Below are 17,118 nucleotides of genomic sequence, written 5' to 3' on the forward strand. Positions count from 1 at the left end.
GACTTTCTCATCCCAAAAAGGGACGAGAAAGTCTCCCGCGGTACCACCCTAGTAGATCCTATACGTATGCATAAGATCCTCTTTATATTCTTAACGCGAATATACGCCTACGCTTACTCCATTTGTTCAGCGCGGAACTCCAGGGTGATATTTCCCATTATCTCCTTATCCTGAGCTTACACCATCCTCAGTTCGCTATATAAGGTATGAAAAAGGTACTTATCCCTATCTTCGTTTTTCTTAATAAATATGTTGTTTAAAATTATATGTAATAATGAGAAAAACGTCAAGCTTACACTGTTTCTTCTTTTTTCAACAGCTCGTCCACTTCGTCTTCTAATTCAATTAGTTTATCCCAATCATCGTTGTTTAACATTTCAAGTTGTGTTTCTAATAACATACGGAAACGAGTTCGGAATACTTTCGCTTGTTTCTTCAACTCTTCAATATCAAAAGCAACTTTTCTTGATTTCACTAACGCTTCATTAATGATACGATCTGCATTTTTTTCTGCTTCACGTACAATTAATTTTGCTTCTTTTTGTGCATTACGCTTCACTTCTTCAGCAGCTTCTTGTGCGACAATGATAGATTTGTTCAGCGTATCTTCAATATTAGAAAAATGGTCTAACTTTCCTTCTAACTGTGCAACCTTTTCTTCTAAAACTTTTTTCTCACGAATGACTAATTCATAATCTTTGATGATTTGATCAAGAAACTCATTTACTTGATCTTCATCGTAGCCACGAAATCCGCGACCAAATTCTTTGTTATGAATATCTAATGGTGTTAACGGCACAACGCCACCTCCAAGTAGTTATCTAAATTTCCTCTTTCAACTATATCTTTTCTTCGACAAAATAAGAGAATTTCCTTCTAAAAAACCAATCATTTTAGTATACCATACAAAACTCTCCATTTGTCGCGCTTCGTTTTACCTTCTACAGAAAATAATTTACTTCGTCCATACCCTCTAACCGAGAAAACATCCCCCGGAAAACATTCATACGAAGTTTGCTCTACTGTTTTCCAATTGACTTTTACTAAGCCACCTTTTATAAGAGGCTGTACCTTCTGCCTAGATATATGCAGCATTTCAGCTAATAAAACATCTAGACGAAGTGACGAAACTGTTCCAGATTTTTCTCCCCACTTTTCACCTACACGCAAAATTTTCTCTACTTGTATAGGAGAGAGTGTGACTTTCATTTTCCCTATTGATTGTAAGTTCATTTCAATATAGGATACAACTTCTTTCGCAACTGCAATTTGGGCACGATCTTCTTGAAGCAAAATATCACCACATTTTTCCCTTGTTAAACCAAGTGACATGAATGCACCTAATATTTGCCTATGTTCTAGCGTGAAAAACTTGGAAGGATAGTCAATTTCTAATACTTCTACTTGAAATTCCTCTTCATTTAATTCTAGATAATCTGGATAAATTAGTGCTCTTTTCCGTTCGGCTTCAGGCATCGCACCATCAAACCGTACAGCTACATCTCCTTGCCCTATTACCATAGAAACAATTTGTTGCTGTCTTGGATCAAGAAAATCTGTTAACTTGACTTGATGGTACTCAGCAGCCTGTTTCCACTCTAATACTTTATCCACAAAGACCACTTCATCAGGTCTAAAATGCTCGTAGATGCTCATGTATTTAACCTCACACTATAAAAAATAGTTGAATAAACTCACTAAACCGCCTCTAGCAAGTTTCAAGGCAATAATAGCAACAAGTGGAGAAATATCAATCATACCAAATGGTGGAATAAACCTCCTAAATGGCTCTAAATACGGTTCACAAATACGCGCAAGAAAATCTCCAAAAGCTGATTCCTTTGCACCAGGAAACCATGATAGGAGAATGTAAATAATTAGTGCCCACGAGTAAATCTCGATAGCAGTAAGTAACACTGTTAAAACTGTTGTCATGGCGTATTACCACCTCTTTATATTTGTCTCTTCTTCTTCACCGAATAACTCTGAAATCGCACCAACGATATCAACATTTTCAGGTGTACACATAAATGTTTTCGGGCCTATTTTTTGAATATCCCCGCCTATAGCGTATACAGTACCACTTAAAAAGTCAACGATACGTACAGCTTGATCTGTAGACATTCTCTGCAAATTAATTACAACAGCTCGTCTACCTTTTAAGTGATCTGAAATGCCTTGCGCTTCCGAATATGTGCGTGGTTCTAGTAAAACAACTTTTGAAGATTGCTTCGCTGTTTCAATACTCACTACATTTTGCTTCGGTTGCACTTTCGCAAACGGAACATCTTGTTGTTCTGGGGGATTTTGTTGCTTTTTCATGTCTGTTTGCTCCTTTTCATAACTATATTGAGCTGCTTCTTTTTCTTCCGGCGTGTCAAAAAAGAAGTATTTTACTTTTGACCAACTCATAATAACTTTCTCCTTCCTCTTACGCTTTTCCTACTAAAACCGTTCCCAAACGAATATATGTAGCGCCTTCTTCAATTGCAATCGTGTAATCATTTGACATTCCCATTGATAATTCTTTACATGGTGCATGTAATAATTCTAGCTCCTGCACCTCTGTTTGTAGCATGCGCAATTCCTTAAAGCAGCGACGAATCTCTTCCTCTTCTCCTGTAAACGGAGCCATTGTCATTAATCCTATCACTTCAATCTTATCCAATTCTTGCAAACTTTGAATAAAAGAAATTGTTTCTTCTATCGCCAATCCTTGCTTTGATTCTTCAGATGATGTTTTCACTTGAATAAAGCATTTAACTTTCTTATCAGCACGTTTTTGAATTTCTTTTGCAAGCGAAAGACGATCTAATGAATGTAAATAATCAATCTCATTAATGACTTCTTTTACTTTTCTCGTTTGCAATGATCCAATAAAATGCCAATTCACTTTTGAACCGAAATGCTCGTATTTTTGTAAGAAACCTTCATTTCTATTTTCACCTAAATCAATAATTCCTGCTTCAATTACTTCGCTTGTTTTTTCAATTCCTACAGTTTTTGTAACCGCAACGAGCTTAATATCTTTCATCGAACGTCCAGCTCGTACACAAGATTCTTTAATTGCTTCGTTTACATCTGCTAAATTCCCTTGCACTGTCACTTACTTCACTCCTCCTTAAAACCTATGAAACTCAACATTCTCCCCGTCTTACCTTGATCACGACGATGAGAGAAAAATAATTGTTCTTCACAGCTTGTACAAAGAGATGATATTACAATATGTTCTTCTTTTATGCCTGCTTGTACACATAATATACGATTAACTTCTTTTAAATTAATTGCATACTGACCATCAGAAATTACTTTATAGGGAACAGATCCTTTTACTACTTGCTGTGCTGCTGTTAATACACGATCATCAACAACATAGCAACATGATCCGATTGCAGGACCAATTGCGACATGAATTTCATCACTTGAAACACCTTCTGCATTCCACTTTTGAATCATTTCTTTCGCAATCTCTGTTACAGTCCCTTTCCACCCAGCATGCGCAAGTCCTATCATATCATGTGATGGTGCATAAAAATAGAGCGGAACACAATCAGCGTAACAAGATGTTAAGAGAACATCTTTGTTAGTCGTATAAATGCCATCCGTTTTTGGAATACCGTCTTCATATGAATAAACGCCTTTCCCTTTTTCTTGCAGTCCTACTTTCTCAACATGATGGTCATGAACTTGTTCAGAGCAAATCCATTTTTCTAATGGTTTTTGTAACTTATTCGCTAAAATGCGTCTGTTTTCATGAACATTCTCCACGATATCATTCACATGTAATCCTAAATTCATCGCATGAAAGGAGCCTGTACTTACTCCACCATCTTTTGTCGTAAATCCAACAGTAATGTTTCCAAGTTCTTTCCACGCTTGTAAATACAGTATACCGTCCACATATTTAAATGGTTCTCTCATAAAGCGGCTCCTTTTAATTAAAATAACAGAAAAAAGCATGGTACTTCCTGTCTATTTTACCATACTTTTATTTTTTCATAATGACAACTGAAAAAAAAGAGGAATTTGTAATATTCTTTATGAAATTGTCGGTGTTTGTATTGATTCTGTTACAGAATTAATATTATCTACTCTGACAAGTATGACATCTTCCCCAATTTTCATAATTTGCTCCCAAGGAATCACAAATTCTACTTCCTTTCCAAAGAGTCCTAGCATACGTGTCTGCTTGGAAATAATAACTGCCCTAATCTTCCCTGTGTCTATATCAAAATCAATATCTCCAATATTTCCAAGCCTTTTTCCATCTGAAATATTTACAACATCCTTCATTTGAAACTCCGAAATTCGTATCATATTCATCCTCTCCCTTATATCATGAATCGTAAGTACGCTCTCAAATAAAGTGAAACCTTAATCAGCGGGATTTTTCCCATCCCTACTGATTATTAGTCCATGCTAATCGGACTTTCACGGGTAGCTCCGCTTCCATCTAACTTCTTACTTCAGCCGAATTTCGAAGCGGATAAACAGTATATAACCGCTACTAATAGAACATCCATTTTATTTTCATTATATGAACCTACCCACTCTACTATGAGCGCAAAATATTATATATAAAAAAGGCCTCACCATAACTGGTGAGGACCTTATCCTTGAATCGTCTTATTCATTTGCTTAATAGCAGACTTCTCCAAACGTGATACTTGTGCTTGAGAAATCCCAATTTCTTCGGCAACTTCCATCTGTGTCTTTCCTTGGAAGAACCGTTTTCGAATAATCATTTTCTCACGATCATTTAAACGCTTCATCCCTTCTTTGAGCGCTAGTTCTTCAACCCACTGCTCGTCCTTTTGTTTTTCATCCTTTAATTGATCCATAACAAAGATAGGATCTCCTCCATCATTATAAATCGGTTCAAATAATGAAACTGGGTCTTGAATAGCATCTAACGCAAAAACAATTTCTTCATGTGTCACTTCAAGAACTTTGGCAATATCCATTGCTGTTGGTTCTTTTGAATTTTCAGCAATCAATTTTTCTCTTACTTGCAACGCTTTATACGCAATATCTCGTAATGAGCGAGATACGCGAATTGGATTGTTATCACGCAAATATCTGCGTATTTCCCCAATAATCATCGGCACAGCATACGTTGAAAATTTTACATTTTGGCCTAAATCAAAGTTATCAATGGATTTCATAAGTCCAATGCAACCAACTTGAAATAAATCATCAACATATTCTCCTCTGTTATTAAATCTTTGGATGACGCTCAGTACAAGACGTAAGTTTCCATTCACTAATTTCTCTCTGGCGCTTATCTCTCCACTTTGCATTTCACGAAATAATTTACGCATCTCTTCATTTTTTAGTACTGGAAGTTTAGCTGTATCAACACCGCAAATTTCTACTTTGTTTCTCGTCAAAGTGTTCCCTCCTATCGGGAGTTGCTGTACAGTGTAAAGTATTTCCTTTGAAGGGGATTTTATGCACACGGGTTTTCCATCGTTTTTCACAAACATCATATTTCCTAATGCACAAAAAGAGAATAAGACCAGTCTAGATACCGACTGGTCTTATTCTTCACACCATTTTATTAAATTCTTTTCGTAATCTTTTTATAATTCTTTTTTCCAAACGAGAAATATAAGACTGTGAAATTCCCAGCATATCAGCCACATCTTTTTGTGTCTTCTCTTCGCCACCAGCGAGCCCAAACCGAAGCTCCATAATTTGTTTTTCACGATCGTTTAATTGATGCAATGCTTTCATTAAAAGATGACGATCTACAGTAGCTTCTAAATCTTTTGTAATAATATCATCATCTGTACCTAAAACATCTGATAATAACAGTTCATTTCCGTCCCAATCAATGTTAAGCGGTTCATCAAAAGAAACTTCCGAACGATTTTTATTATTTCGACGCAAATGCATTAAAATTTCATTTTCTATACAACGAGATGCATATGTTGCTAATTTAATTTTCTTTTCTGGATTAAATGTATTCACTGCCTTAATAAGACCAATTGTTCCTATACTAATCAAATCCTCAATATTGATCCCTGTATTTTCAAATTTTCTTGCTATATATACAACAAGCCGTAGGTTACGTTCAATAAGCATCGACCTTGCAGCTTGATCTCCATTTGGTAATTTATTCAAAAGAACTGCCTCTTCTTCTTTCGTTAACGGCGGTGGCAACGCTTCACTTCCGCCAATATAATAAATTTCATCGGTCTTAATTCCTAATTTCAGCAATACTTTATACCAAAGGTATACCAAATAAAATTTAAATTTCACCATATTATCCCGCCTCTCATAATTAAGCAATTACCATCTTTTGCGAAATCAACATTTTCGGATGTACAATGCATTGATACTCTCCATTGGTAGATAATTGTTGTGTAGTTAATCCAATCAGTACTTTGTTTACAACAACCGAACTACCTTCATGATAAACTTGCACACAATCTGGCTTAATTGCCCATAAAAATTGATTCTCTACTCCTACTGCTCGGAAAGGAATTAAACGTAATTTCGTCGCCCATCCAGAATCATTTTCTGGTATTTGAGGAATTTCTGTTTTGGAATAAATTTGTTCTGTTAACCAAGCTGGCAAACAATGTTCTAATGATGAAATATGCATAATCATAACGGGTGTTTTTGTTAACGGATCATAAAGTTGGTTACCACTATCAATTAGACCTGCTAGTTCTAGTTCCTCTCCAGCTAATTGAATTTTCACTTTCACGATTTGATCATAGTGTATCTTTGTGACCTCTACGCTTTCTATACGCTTTTTAGAAAAATAATAAATTACTGGAAAACCAAAAACAACAAACAACCAACTAATTGGATCACCGTAAGAAACTGATTTAGATTGAACTAATCCATTTACCATTTCGTTCGTTTGCAAAAAGTAATGCGTTCCAATTAATCCTCCACCAACCATAAAGGTTACAAAATAGAAAGTAAAAACAGTTTGTGCATAATTTCTAAATGTCGAAAATCCAAATGCTGTATACACAATAAGTAACGAGTACAATAGTTTCATAATTGGATGTGTCATCATAGAAGCAAAAGGCGTAAAGGCGAAAATAACAATAGTTGAACCTATAAATGCCCCTAACACAAGCCTCCATCTTTTGATTCTCTTTTTTAACACGGTGGCTGTTAATAAAAGTAAAAGAAAATCAATGCAGGCGTTTAACAACCAAACAATGTCGGCGTAAACAACCAAACAATTCACCTCTTTTTTTAAGTTGAGACTAGTATAATGCATATCCAATAGGAAAGTGTGTCAATTGGTGGAGGGGTTTTTTTGTTATTTTGTGATTTCTAGACATAATCTGTCGGTAAAAAATAAAAGTGTATTTTTCATAGAATAATATAAATGTCTTACTTGTATACATAATAATTGAATTATATATATACAAAGTTTATCTTGCTATTTGCGGGCAGTAAGACCTTGCCTCAAAATTCAGCTATAAAAAAGTACAGAAGTTAAGTGGGAGTCGGGCTAACAGTCATTTTTGGATGAACAACCCCGATTAATTAAAGTTTCACTTTATTTATCACAGCTTATAGCTTAAAAATAGGACTGGACTCTCCATATGCAAAATAATAAAAAAAGATCTGCTTAGCAGATCTTTTCCATTTAGACAACAAAAAAAGGAGCATGAAAGCTCCTTTTCTTTTATCGTCTACGACGGTTACGTAAGAATGCTGGAATATCGATGTCATCTGAATCTGTATGACGATCATGCATAACCGGCTCTTCACGTTTCATTTCACGCTTAACTTCACGTTGTTTTGAAGGTTGAGCTACTGGTTGTTGTTGCTGTTGCGTGTGATTCGCAGTCGGACGGATAATTGGTTTTGGTGGCTGCGTCGAAGCACTATCATCAAAACCAGTTGCAATTACAGTGACAACGATATCATCTTTTAATCCTTCATTAATAACAGAACCGAAGATCATATTTACTTCTGGATCCGAAGCTGAAGCTACAATGTCTGCTGCTTCTTGCACTTCATATAAACTTAAGTTTGCGCCGCCCGTAATGTTCATAATAACACCTTGAGCTCCATCAATAGATGTTTCTAGTAATGGACTAGAAATCGCTTTTTTTGCAGCTTCAGCAGCACGATTTTCACCATTACCAGAACCGATACCCATTAAAGCAGAACCTCTATTAGACATAATTGTTTTTACGTCTGCAAAGTCTAAGTTAATTAGACCTGGTGTAGCAATTAAATCAGAAATACCTTGAACACCTTGACGTAATACGTTATCTGCTTCACGGAACGCTTCTAACATTGGCGTATTTTTATCAACAATCTCTAATAAGCGATCATTTGGAATTACAATAAGTGTATCTACATTTTCTTTAAATGACGCAATACCAGATGCAGCTTGAGTTGCACGTTTACGCCCTTCAAATGTAAATGGACGTGTTACAACACCAACCGTTAACGCGCCTAGTTCTTTTGCAACTTGAGCAACAACTGGAGCTGCACCAGTTCCAGTTCCGCCGCCCATACCAGCAGTTACGAAGACCATATCCGCGCCACGAAGCGCTTCTTGAATCTGTTCTTTGCTTTCTTCTGCAGCTTTTTTCCCTACTTCAGGGTTTGCGCCTGCACCAAGTCCACGCGTTAATTTTCCACCAATTTGCATTTTTGTTTCAGCTTTTGATAGATTTAATGCTTGTGCATCAGTATTCACAGCGATAAAGTCTACACCTTGTACACCGTGTTCAATCATACGGTTTACAGCATTGTTTCCGCCACCGCCGACACCGATAACTTTTATATTCGCTAATTGATCTTGAGTAGTATCAAACTCTAACATGTCGAAATCCCCCTAGAACCTCATTTTTCGTGTCCAATTTTAATCCCATAAATAACGGAATACACGTTTTACTTTTGACATCATACGGTCATCATTTTGATTAGTATTGTTTTGATTACGAGTTTTTTGCTTCGCAGGTTGCTGTTGTACCGGCATTGGTGCTGGTACTGGTTCAAAATGTTCTTGCTTTTCCTGCACATTTTTCCCACGTAATTTAGCTTTTTGATAAGAATGTTTAATTAATCCAACTCCACTTGTATATTGAGGCTCACGAACACCAATATAATCAGGAGTTGCTATACGAACATTTTCATGTAAAATATCGTATGCAAGATCAAGAACACCTGGCATAGAAGCTATCCCACCAGTTAGTACATATCCAGAAGCAGCTTGCTTTACTCCTAACTTATGCACTTCATCTTGAACAAACATTAAAATTTCCTCTACACGAGCCTCTATTATATCCGATAATTCCAACTGAGAATATTGTTCTGTTTGATCGCTTCCCATAATAGGAACCGTAAACATCTCTTCTTCAGATGCTGTATCATAAAAAGCATGTCCATATTTCAGCTTAATTTGATCTGCATTTTCTGTTGAAGTTTTCAGCCCAATCGCTATATCCTTCGTTATATGATCTCCACCTAATGGCAATACGCTCGTTGCTTGCAACTCTCCATCTTTAAAAATAGATAAGGTTGTAGATCCTCCACCCATATCAACAAGGGCTACCCCTCTATTTCTTTCATCCGAAGATAACGCAACTGTCGCTGCCGCTAAAGGTTGCAGACAAATATCAACAATTTCAAGACCTGCTTTTTCTACACAACGAAGTAGGTTATGTAGTAAAGTTCTCGAGCCTGTAATAAGTGTACCTTCCATTTCTAATCTTACACCGATCATCCCGCGTGGATCGTTAATCTCGTCAAGACCGTCTACAATGAACTGTCGAGGTACCACATCAATAAATTCACGTTCAGGAGCAATTGACACAACTTGCGCTGCATCTAGAACGCGTAAGACATCTTCATTCCCGATTTCACGATCTTCATTTGAAACAGCGACTACTCCGTGACACGGGAGCAACTGTACCTGGTTTGCATTGACACCTACTACAACTTGCTCAATGTGGATACCCACCATGCGCTCAGCTTGTTCAATTGCTTTTTTAATTGATCGAACAGTTTCATCTATATCAACTATCGATCCCTTCTTCAAACCATTTGATTTTACGTTTCCAACACCAATAATGTTTAAGCTATCATTAACCATTTCACCAATGATGACTTTAACATTGGATGTACCGATGTCAAGACTAACATATATTTCATTGCTGTTCATTCTTTGGCACCTCCTTCTTTATTTATACCATACAACTCAATATATGGAACAACAATCGCAACTTTACTATTTATAAGAAAAATATTCAACGTCTTTATACGTTTCCCTTTTTTAACCTTATATTTTTCTTATTTTTATTTAACATTCATTTAAGAATATCGCAGTAACCTGTGAATAACTGCTTTATCTTGAAATAATTATATTTCAAGTGTAAAGATTACCGCCAAGTATAAGTCTACACTAAGATGTACTTGTAGAAAAGTGAAACTTGTACCAATCCTAGTATGAATCTAAGAAAATTTACATTTTTTTCATCAAATTAAGCATTCTTGCAAATTAGCATCCATATAAAAGAACGTTTGTTTCATTTCATACGTAATAACGCAGTAAAAACTATCATTCTATTCTTTCTTTTCTTCAGCACCTAGTTCCTTCGTATATGCACCCACTTCTAAGTCAATTAAAACCTTCTTACCAGGTTCAATTGTTTTTAAAATAAGTGGATAAGCTTCCATTCGCTTTGCGAAATTTTGAATAGTGGTGCTCACTTCATATCCTTCATTCATATATAAAGTAAGATGATCTTCATTTGCGTTCGTTGGTGTATAACGAATTTCAGAAATAGACCTTAAAATAGTCGGCGTTAATTTTTCTAGTTCTGCAATTAATTCCTTCATTTTTTCCTCTTTAAACGGTTCAAAAATTGGTGCTGCAACTGGAAGTTTTCCGTTCGGAAGTACATCGAGTGTTTTCCCATTTTCTAATAACGGTTGTAATTTCCCATCTTTGTTTATATAGCCAATTGTTAAATATTCTTCGATATGAACATCAATTTTGTTTGGGAAACGTTTTTTTACATTTACCTCTTTAATTTCTTTTCGTTTCGTTAAGTTTTCTTCTGCTTTATGTGCTGTTACTCGGAAATAACTCGTATCATATGTCACACCTGATTCCTTCATAACTTGTTCATCTGTCATGTAATGATTTCCAAACACACTTATCTTTTTTATATTACTAAGCGGAGACCGAAAATAAATTAAAAAGAGTACTAATAAAAATAAAATCGATATGTATAAAATTAACCGATGATTAACAGGTTTCGTATTCTTTTTCTTTTGATTCTTTAATTTTGGTACACGATCTTGTAGTTTAATCACTTTACTATTTTTCATGTACGATCCCCCTATGTAACATAAAGAACGGCATGTTCCTCATGCCGTTCTTATCTTCTGATTATAACATAAATGATAATGAGCGGAACGAACAACCGTTATCTTCCAATTATTTCTACTTCTGTATGCATATCAACACCAAATTTATCCTTAATTGTACGCTTTACCAATGCGATTAAGTCTAATACATCTTGCGCTGAAGCCACACCAGTATTAACAATAAAATTTCCATGTATTTCAGAAATTTGAGCTCCACCTATTTTATAGCCACGAAGCCCTGATTTTTCTATTAAATCTCCTGCAAAATATGGGACTGGATTTCGAAATATACTTCCTGCACAGGGGTGATTCCAAGGCTGCGTTTCACGACGATACTCTTTATTCTTTTGCATGCTTCTTACAATTCCCTCGCGTTCGCCTACCTCCAATTGGAATTCAGCTTCCAAAACAATACCAGGGCGTTTCATTTGCAATACAGATGTGCGATAAGAAAACCCCATTTCGGTATTCGTCAACCAATTAATTGTTCCATTGTCAAACAAAATACGAGCTTTCGTTAATACACTCGATATGTCCGACTTATGAGCACCTGCATTCATATACACTGCACCGCCAACACTTCCTGGAATACCACTTGCAAATTCCAAGCCCGCTAATCCCTGACGACTAAGTAAAGTTGACAATTTAATAAGGGGATATCCAGCACCAACTCTTACTCTATGTTTTTCGACTTCTAAATGGTCTAATCCTTCTCCTAAACGAATAACCACACCTTCTATACCTTGATCAGATACGAGGAGATTTGAACCACGACCAATTGCAGTCCACCCTGTCTTGTACTTCTTTACTAACTCTAGCGTCTTCTCAATACCAGCAACATGCTTTGGCACAATTAAAATATCAGCTGGTCCGCCTATTTTCATAGTCGTGTAACGCGCTAACGGTTCATTAACTAACACGCGACCAACATTTGCTTCTAAAAGCTCTTTTACTAATTGTTCCATAGACAATCTCCCCCATATTAAGTCTCCTTATTACAGTAATATGCAGGGCGTTCACCTAATGTTATTTTTTAATAAGCTTGTTCATTACTTCATATAGCTTATTTGCTGCATCTGGAATACCAAGTTGCTTAGTAGCCAGTTTCATATTTTGTAATGTTTGTGTATCCAATAAAATCTCATCAATGTCACGAATAAGCGTTTCAGATGTTAAATCTTTTTCAAGTAGCATTTTAGCTGCTCCTTTATCAACAACTGATCGTGCATTTTTTTCTTGATGGTTATTTGTTACATACGGACTTGGAATTAATACACTTGGCTTTCCTAACGCTGTTAATTCTGCAAGCGTTGTAGCCCCTGCTCTTGAAACAACAAGATCTACACCCGTCAGTACCTCTGGCATATTATGAATAAAAGGTTTAATAATAACATTATTCGGATTCCCTTTTTGTTTCACGGCTTCCATAACTTTATCATAATGTACTTCGCCTGTTACATATAATACTTCGTAACTTTTATTCCCAAATTGTTCAATCGCTTCTACAAAAGCATCGTTAATCGGTCTAGCCCCGCGACTCCCACCAAAAATAAGCACGGATTTTTTAGAAAGGGATAGTCCTACCGAACGTTTTCCTTTCATTCCATTTTGGTCCATTACTTCTGATGCACGTGGATTACCTGTCATAACCACTTTTGACTGCGGGAAATGTTCTGCAGCTGCTTCAAAACAAACTGCAACTTTATCGACATAACGACTTAAAAATTTATTCGTTACACCAGGTACACTATTTTGTTCATGTACAATAGTCGGAATACCTAATTTAGCCGCAGCATATACAACTGGCCCACATACGTATCCACCCGTGCCAATCACAATATCAGGGTTAAAACGACGAATATATCGTTTACTATCTTGAACACCTTTTAGGAAACGCATCACTGTTTTTACATTATCAAGAGATATTTTTCGTTTAAATCCACTTATAACAATAGATTGGAACGGAATACCCGCTTTCGGTACGATGGTACTCTCTAATCCATTCTCTGTACCAATGTATAAAAACCTTGCTTCTGGATTTAGTTTTTTTATTTCTCTAATTAAAGCAAGAGCTGGATAAATATGTCCTCCAGTACCCCCACCACTTACTAATACTCGCACTACTGATTCCTCCACTTCCCTGTTCTTATTCAATCGTATTTATTTCTATATACATATTGTATTTTCACACACACACACGAAAAACCCTGTCTTTTAAACAGGGTTTAATAGCGAGAATGGCGACTTATATTCAATAATACACCTACTGCCATTAACATTAAGGTCAAACTTGATCCACCATAACTTAAAAACGGCAAAGTAATACCCGTAACAGGCATCAGTCCTGTTACAACACCAACATTAATCATTACTTGAATCGCAATCATCGCCACAATACCTACTGCTAAAAACGTACCATATAAATCTGGCGCTCCTAATGCTATACGAATCCCACGCCATAATAATAGACTAAATAATAATAACACAAATGAACCACCAATAAAACCTAATTCCTCGGATAAGATTGCAAATATAAAGTCTGTTTGTGGTTCAGGTAAATAAAGAAATTTTTGTCTACTTTGTCCAAGTCCAAGCCCAAATAAACCACCAGGTCCAATTGCGAGTAACGATTGTATAATTTGAAATCCACTTCCGAGCGGATCCGACCACGGATCTAAATATGATGTGATGCGTTTCATTCGATATGGCGCTGATGCAATTAACCCTACAAATCCCGCTGCACCAAGCAAACCAAACATTGCAAAGTGAAAGACCCTTGCTCCCGAAATAAATATCATAATAATACATGTCCCAACCATTACCGTTCCCGTACCAAGATCTGGCTGTAACATAATTATCCCAAAAGCAAGAAATACAAAACTAAGAGCCGGTAGTAAACCTCGTTTAAAAGATGTAATTAATTTTTGTCGTTCCGCTAAAAATCTTGCTAAGAAAATAATCATCGCGAATTTCATAAACTCTGACGGTTGGATAGAAAATGCCCCGATTCCAATCCAACTTCGTGCCCCCCCACGAACGAGACCTACTCCAGGAATAAGAACAAGAATAAGAAGAACGAAACAAACTAGTAAAATTACTTTTGAATACGTACGCCACACCCAATAATCAATTTTCATTAGAAAAAACATAGCTACTACCCCAAGACTTGCAAATAACAATTGTCTTTTTGCAAAAAAGAATGAATCCCCCATTTTATAAGAGGCCCAAACCGCACTCGCACTATAAACCATAATCATTCCGATTGTTAACAACGCAAGTGTAACGATGATGAGAATAAAATCAGGCGTTTTCTTCATTACCCATGAACACCACCTCTTTGGGCAGAACCTTTTGCCCTATGTAACAAAACATCAGTAGGTATTAGCCTACTGATGTTTTGATTTACTTTATATAAGTTTATGCACAGCTTGTATAAAAATGTCTCCTCTTTCTTCAAATGTTTTAAATTGATCCCAGCTTGCACATGCTGGTGAAAGAAGAATAACATCACCATCGGTAGAATGAGCATAAGCTTTCACTACTGCATCATCTAAAGTATCGACACTTTCAATTACATCTAATCCTGCTTTTTCTGCCGCTCTTACTAATTTTGGTGCAGTTTGTCCAAATGTTACAATCGCTTTGACATGTTTAAAGTATGGAATTAAATCATCAAATTCATTACCACGATCAAGTCCACCAGCCAATAATACAATCGGTTGTGTAAATGCAGATAATGCTTTTTCTGTCGCTAGCATATTCGTCGCTTTTGAATCATTATAAAATTTACGATTATTAATCGTTGTTACATATTCTAAGCGATGTTTTACACCTGTAAAACTTTTTAACACAGCAGTAATTGCTTCATTAGAAACACCTAGTAATTTAGCAATACTCATTGCTGCTAAAATATTTTCTAAATTGTGCTTACCAGGTAAAACAATATCGCTTACTTTAACTACTTTTTCGCCTTTAAAATAAAGAGCGTTATCTTTTATACACGCACCATCTTCAATTTCTTTCGTCGTCGAAAATAATACTTTCTGTCCTTTACTATATGCCGATAATACCATTACCTCTGCATCATCTGCGTTAATTACACTATAATCTGTTTCAGTTTGGTTTTTGAAAACATTCGCTTTCGCCAAACCATACTCTTTCTTCGTCCCGTGATAATCTAAATGCGCTTCAAATAAATTTAAAAAGGCTGCAATTTTTGGTTGGAACGATTCCACTCCCATCAATTGAAACGATGAAAGTTCCGTAACGACAACTTCATTTTCTTTCGCCAATTGTGTAACTTCACAAGCTACAGTACCTATATTCCCCGCAATAACTGGGTGCTTTTGTCCTTCTTTTAACATTTCAAACGTTAACATTGTCGTTGTTGTTTTGCCGTTAGATCCCGTAATCCCAACAAACGGTGCTGCTGAAATGCGATATGCTAATTCAACCTCAGTTACAATTGGAATTTGCTTTTCCTTCGCCGCCACTAAGAGTGGATTAGAATATGGAATTCCTGGGTTTTTTACGACAAGTGAAATGTTTCTCTCCAGCAATTCTAACGGATGCCCACCACATATAACATCCATTCCTTCCGCTTGTAACTCAGAAGCAAGCGCATTACCCACTAATGGTTTCCCATCATTTACAATGACGTTTGCCCCTAATTTTTTTAATAAAGTAGCTGCTGCATAACCACTTTTAGCAATACCTAATACAAGAACATTTTTATTTTGATATTCAATTACAGTTTTCAATTACATCCACACCCCGATATAAATTCCTAGCACAGCTAATAAAAATCCTACAGACCAAAACGTTACAACAACGCGCCACTCTGACCAACCACATAATTCATAATGATGGTGTAATGGACTCATTTTAAAGACACGCTTTCCTGTTGTTTTGAACGAAATAACTTGGATAATAACAGATAAAGTTTCCGCTACGAATACACCGCCAATAATAACGAGTAACAATTCTTGTTTTAACAAAATCGCTATAGCTGCGATAGCACCACCTAAAGCTAGAGAACCTGTATCCCCCATAAATACTTTCGCTGGATTCGCATTGAATACTAAAAAGCCAAGTACAGCTCCTACAACTGCCATACAGAAAATCGCTACCCCAAATTGTTCTTGAGCTACAGCAATAATACTAAATGCTCCGAATGCAATAGCAGCTGTTCCTGATAATAAACCATCTAAACCATCTGTTAAATTAACCGCATTTGATCCACCAATAAGCATAAATAATACAAGAACAAAATATGCCCAGCCTAATTCAAACTTAACATCAGTTCCCGGAATCATGATATAAGTGTGAAATGCTTGCCCTTTTCCAATTAAAAAGAACGCAATAGCAATTACAAGCTGACCAATCAATTTTTGTTTTGATGTTAAACCAAGATTTCTTTTCTTTACTACTTTTATGTAGTCATCTAAAAATCCGATTAATCCGTACCCAAATGTAACTAATAATAACAATGATACTTCTGCACCTAAATTGTTAAATTTAATCGCCATAATAAGCGTAGTCACCATCATAGATACATATATGACAATACCACCCATCGTTGGTGTCCCTGATTTCTTTTGGTGTGACTTCGGTCCTTCGTCACGAATACTCTGTCCGAACTTTAACTTTCTTAAAAATGGAATAAATAATGGCGAAAGGGCAACAGAAATTAAGAATGCTACCCCAGCCGTTACTAATAAACCTTGTTCAAGCACATGTAGTCCTCCTCTG

18 protein-coding genes and 1 other annotated feature are annotated in these 17,118 nt (G+C 36.2%); all 18 genes read right to left on the reverse strand.

Going from position 1 to position 17,118, the window contains the following annotated elements; all coding sequences use genetic code 11:
• Window positions 1-15 precede the first annotated feature (15 nt).
• Window positions 16-241: a binding site (T-box leader), on the reverse strand.
• A 51-nt stretch (window positions 242-292) separates the two neighbouring features.
• Window positions 293-799 (reverse strand): septum site-determining protein DivIVA, encoded by a 507-nt coding sequence (divIVA, locus tag FT637_RS01625; protein WP_193644887.1) that lies wholly within the window; start codon window positions 797-799, stop codon window positions 293-295.
• Between the two features lie 89 nt (window positions 800-888).
• On the reverse strand, window positions 889-1,656 hold the full coding sequence (locus FT637_RS01630) for an RNA-binding protein (protein WP_193644888.1): 768 nt from the start codon (window positions 1,654-1,656) through the stop codon (window positions 889-891).
• A gap of 15 nt (window positions 1,657-1,671) precedes the next feature.
• Window positions 1,672-1,935 carry a YggT family protein gene (locus FT637_RS01635; protein WP_002088250.1) on the reverse strand — a complete coding sequence of 88 codons (264 nt, stop codon included), beginning with the start codon at window positions 1,933-1,935 and terminating at the stop codon, window positions 1,672-1,674.
• Between the two features lie 6 nt (window positions 1,936-1,941).
• A complete protein-coding gene (locus FT637_RS01640) occupies window positions 1,942-2,412 on the reverse strand; it encodes a cell division protein SepF (RefSeq protein ID WP_193644889.1) in 471 nt (156 codons plus the stop codon).
• A gap of 19 nt (window positions 2,413-2,431) precedes the next feature.
• Entirely contained in the window at window positions 2,432-3,106 is a 675-nt protein-coding gene (locus tag FT637_RS01645; protein ID WP_193644890.1) for a YggS family pyridoxal phosphate-dependent enzyme, read from the reverse strand.
• A 5-nt stretch (window positions 3,107-3,111) separates the two neighbouring features.
• The gene (gene pgeF, locus FT637_RS01650; protein WP_193644891.1) at window positions 3,112-3,921 is read right to left on the reverse strand and encodes a peptidoglycan editing factor PgeF; all 810 of its coding nucleotides are present in this window, start codon (window positions 3,919-3,921) and stop codon (window positions 3,112-3,114) included.
• A 117-nt stretch (window positions 3,922-4,038) separates the two neighbouring features.
• Window positions 4,039-4,317, reverse strand: coding sequence for a YlmC/YmxH family sporulation protein (locus FT637_RS01655; protein ID WP_070144631.1), 279 nt, complete (start codon window positions 4,315-4,317; stop codon window positions 4,039-4,041).
• A gap of 293 nt (window positions 4,318-4,610) precedes the next feature.
• The gene (gene sigG, locus FT637_RS01660) at window positions 4,611-5,390 is read right to left on the reverse strand and encodes an RNA polymerase sporulation sigma factor SigG (RefSeq protein WP_002014725.1); all 780 of its coding nucleotides are present in this window, start codon (window positions 5,388-5,390) and stop codon (window positions 4,611-4,613) included.
• Window positions 5,391-5,547: 157 nt separating this feature from the next.
• Complete coding sequence (gene sigE, locus FT637_RS01665) at window positions 5,548-6,267, reverse strand: RNA polymerase sporulation sigma factor SigE (RefSeq protein ID WP_002128857.1); 720 nt, start codon at window positions 6,265-6,267, stop codon at window positions 5,548-5,550.
• Window positions 6,268-6,286: 19 nt separating this feature from the next.
• A complete protein-coding gene (spoIIGA, locus tag FT637_RS01670; protein ID WP_193644892.1) occupies window positions 6,287-7,204 on the reverse strand; it encodes a sigma-E processing peptidase SpoIIGA in 918 nt (305 codons plus the stop codon).
• A gap of 456 nt (window positions 7,205-7,660) precedes the next feature.
• Window positions 7,661-8,815 carry a cell division protein FtsZ gene (ftsZ, locus tag FT637_RS01675; RefSeq protein ID WP_002066873.1) on the reverse strand — a complete coding sequence of 385 codons (1,155 nt, stop codon included), beginning with the start codon at window positions 8,813-8,815 and terminating at the stop codon, window positions 7,661-7,663.
• Window positions 8,816-8,854: 39 nt separating this feature from the next.
• On the reverse strand, window positions 8,855-10,156 hold the full coding sequence (gene ftsA, locus FT637_RS01680) for a cell division protein FtsA (RefSeq protein WP_002146035.1): 1,302 nt from the start codon (window positions 10,154-10,156) through the stop codon (window positions 8,855-8,857).
• A gap of 401 nt (window positions 10,157-10,557) precedes the next feature.
• Window positions 10,558-11,328 carry a cell division protein DivIB gene (divIB, locus tag FT637_RS01685; protein ID WP_193644893.1) on the reverse strand — a complete coding sequence of 257 codons (771 nt, stop codon included), beginning with the start codon at window positions 11,326-11,328 and terminating at the stop codon, window positions 10,558-10,560.
• Between the two features lie 98 nt (window positions 11,329-11,426).
• The gene (gene murB / locus FT637_RS01690) at window positions 11,427-12,332 is read right to left on the reverse strand and encodes a UDP-N-acetylmuramate dehydrogenase (RefSeq protein ID WP_193644894.1); all 906 of its coding nucleotides are present in this window, start codon (window positions 12,330-12,332) and stop codon (window positions 11,427-11,429) included.
• A gap of 61 nt (window positions 12,333-12,393) precedes the next feature.
• Window positions 12,394-13,488: an undecaprenyldiphospho-muramoylpentapeptide beta-N-acetylglucosaminyltransferase gene (murG, locus tag FT637_RS01695; RefSeq protein ID WP_002088269.1), complete on the reverse strand. Its 1,095-nt coding sequence runs from the start codon at window positions 13,486-13,488 to the stop codon at window positions 12,394-12,396.
• Between the two features lie 104 nt (window positions 13,489-13,592).
• Window positions 13,593-14,684 carry a stage V sporulation protein E gene (gene spoVE, locus FT637_RS01700; protein WP_193644895.1) on the reverse strand — a complete coding sequence of 364 codons (1,092 nt, stop codon included), beginning with the start codon at window positions 14,682-14,684 and terminating at the stop codon, window positions 13,593-13,595.
• Window positions 14,685-14,774: 90 nt separating this feature from the next.
• The gene (gene murD, locus FT637_RS01705) at window positions 14,775-16,127 is read right to left on the reverse strand and encodes a UDP-N-acetylmuramoyl-L-alanine--D-glutamate ligase (protein WP_193644896.1); all 1,353 of its coding nucleotides are present in this window, start codon (window positions 16,125-16,127) and stop codon (window positions 14,775-14,777) included.
• Window positions 16,128-17,102 carry a phospho-N-acetylmuramoyl-pentapeptide-transferase gene (mraY, locus tag FT637_RS01710; protein ID WP_193644897.1) on the reverse strand — a complete coding sequence of 325 codons (975 nt, stop codon included), beginning with the start codon at window positions 17,100-17,102 and terminating at the stop codon, window positions 16,128-16,130.
• Window positions 17,103-17,118: the final 16 nt, after the last annotated feature.

It is taken from the genome of Bacillus cereus, assembly GCF_015071065.1.
Taxonomy (GTDB): domain Bacteria; phylum Bacillota; class Bacilli; order Bacillales; family Bacillaceae_G; genus Bacillus_A; species Bacillus_A cereus_BA.

Excerpts from the sequence above, each read along its gene's own strand:
- divIB (WP_193644893.1), bottom strand. The coding sequence starts at position 11,328 with ATGAAAAATAGTAAAGTGATTAAACTACAAGATCGTGTACCAAAATTA.
- pgeF (WP_193644891.1), bottom strand. The coding sequence starts at position 3,921 with ATGAGAGAACCATTTAAATATGTGGACGGTATACTGTATTTACAAGCG.
- sigE (WP_002128857.1), bottom strand. The coding sequence starts at position 6,267 with ATGGTGAAATTTAAATTTTATTTGGTATACCTTTGGTATAAAGTATTG.
- FT637_RS01635 (WP_002088250.1), bottom strand. The coding sequence starts at position 1,935 with ATGACAACAGTTTTAACAGTGTTACTTACTGCTATCGAGATTTACTCG.
- murB (WP_193644894.1), bottom strand. The coding sequence starts at position 12,332 with ATGGAACAATTAGTAAAAGAGCTTTTAGAAGCAAATGTTGGTCGCGTG.
- FT637_RS01655 (WP_070144631.1), bottom strand. The coding sequence starts at position 4,317 with ATGATACGAATTTCGGAGTTTCAAATGAAGGATGTTGTAAATATTTCA.
- FT637_RS01630 (WP_193644888.1), bottom strand. The coding sequence starts at position 1,656 with ATGAGCATCTACGAGCATTTTAGACCTGATGAAGTGGTCTTTGTGGAT.
- FT637_RS01640 (WP_193644889.1), bottom strand. The coding sequence starts at position 2,412 with ATGAGTTGGTCAAAAGTAAAATACTTCTTTTTTGACACGCCGGAAGAA.
- ftsA (WP_002146035.1), bottom strand. The coding sequence starts at position 10,156 with ATGAACAGCAATGAAATATATGTTAGTCTTGACATCGGTACATCCAAT.
- ftsZ (WP_002066873.1), bottom strand. The coding sequence starts at position 8,815 with ATGTTAGAGTTTGATACTACTCAAGATCAATTAGCGAATATAAAAGTT.
- spoVE (WP_193644895.1), bottom strand. The coding sequence starts at position 14,684 with ATGAAGAAAACGCCTGATTTTATTCTCATCATCGTTACACTTGCGTTG.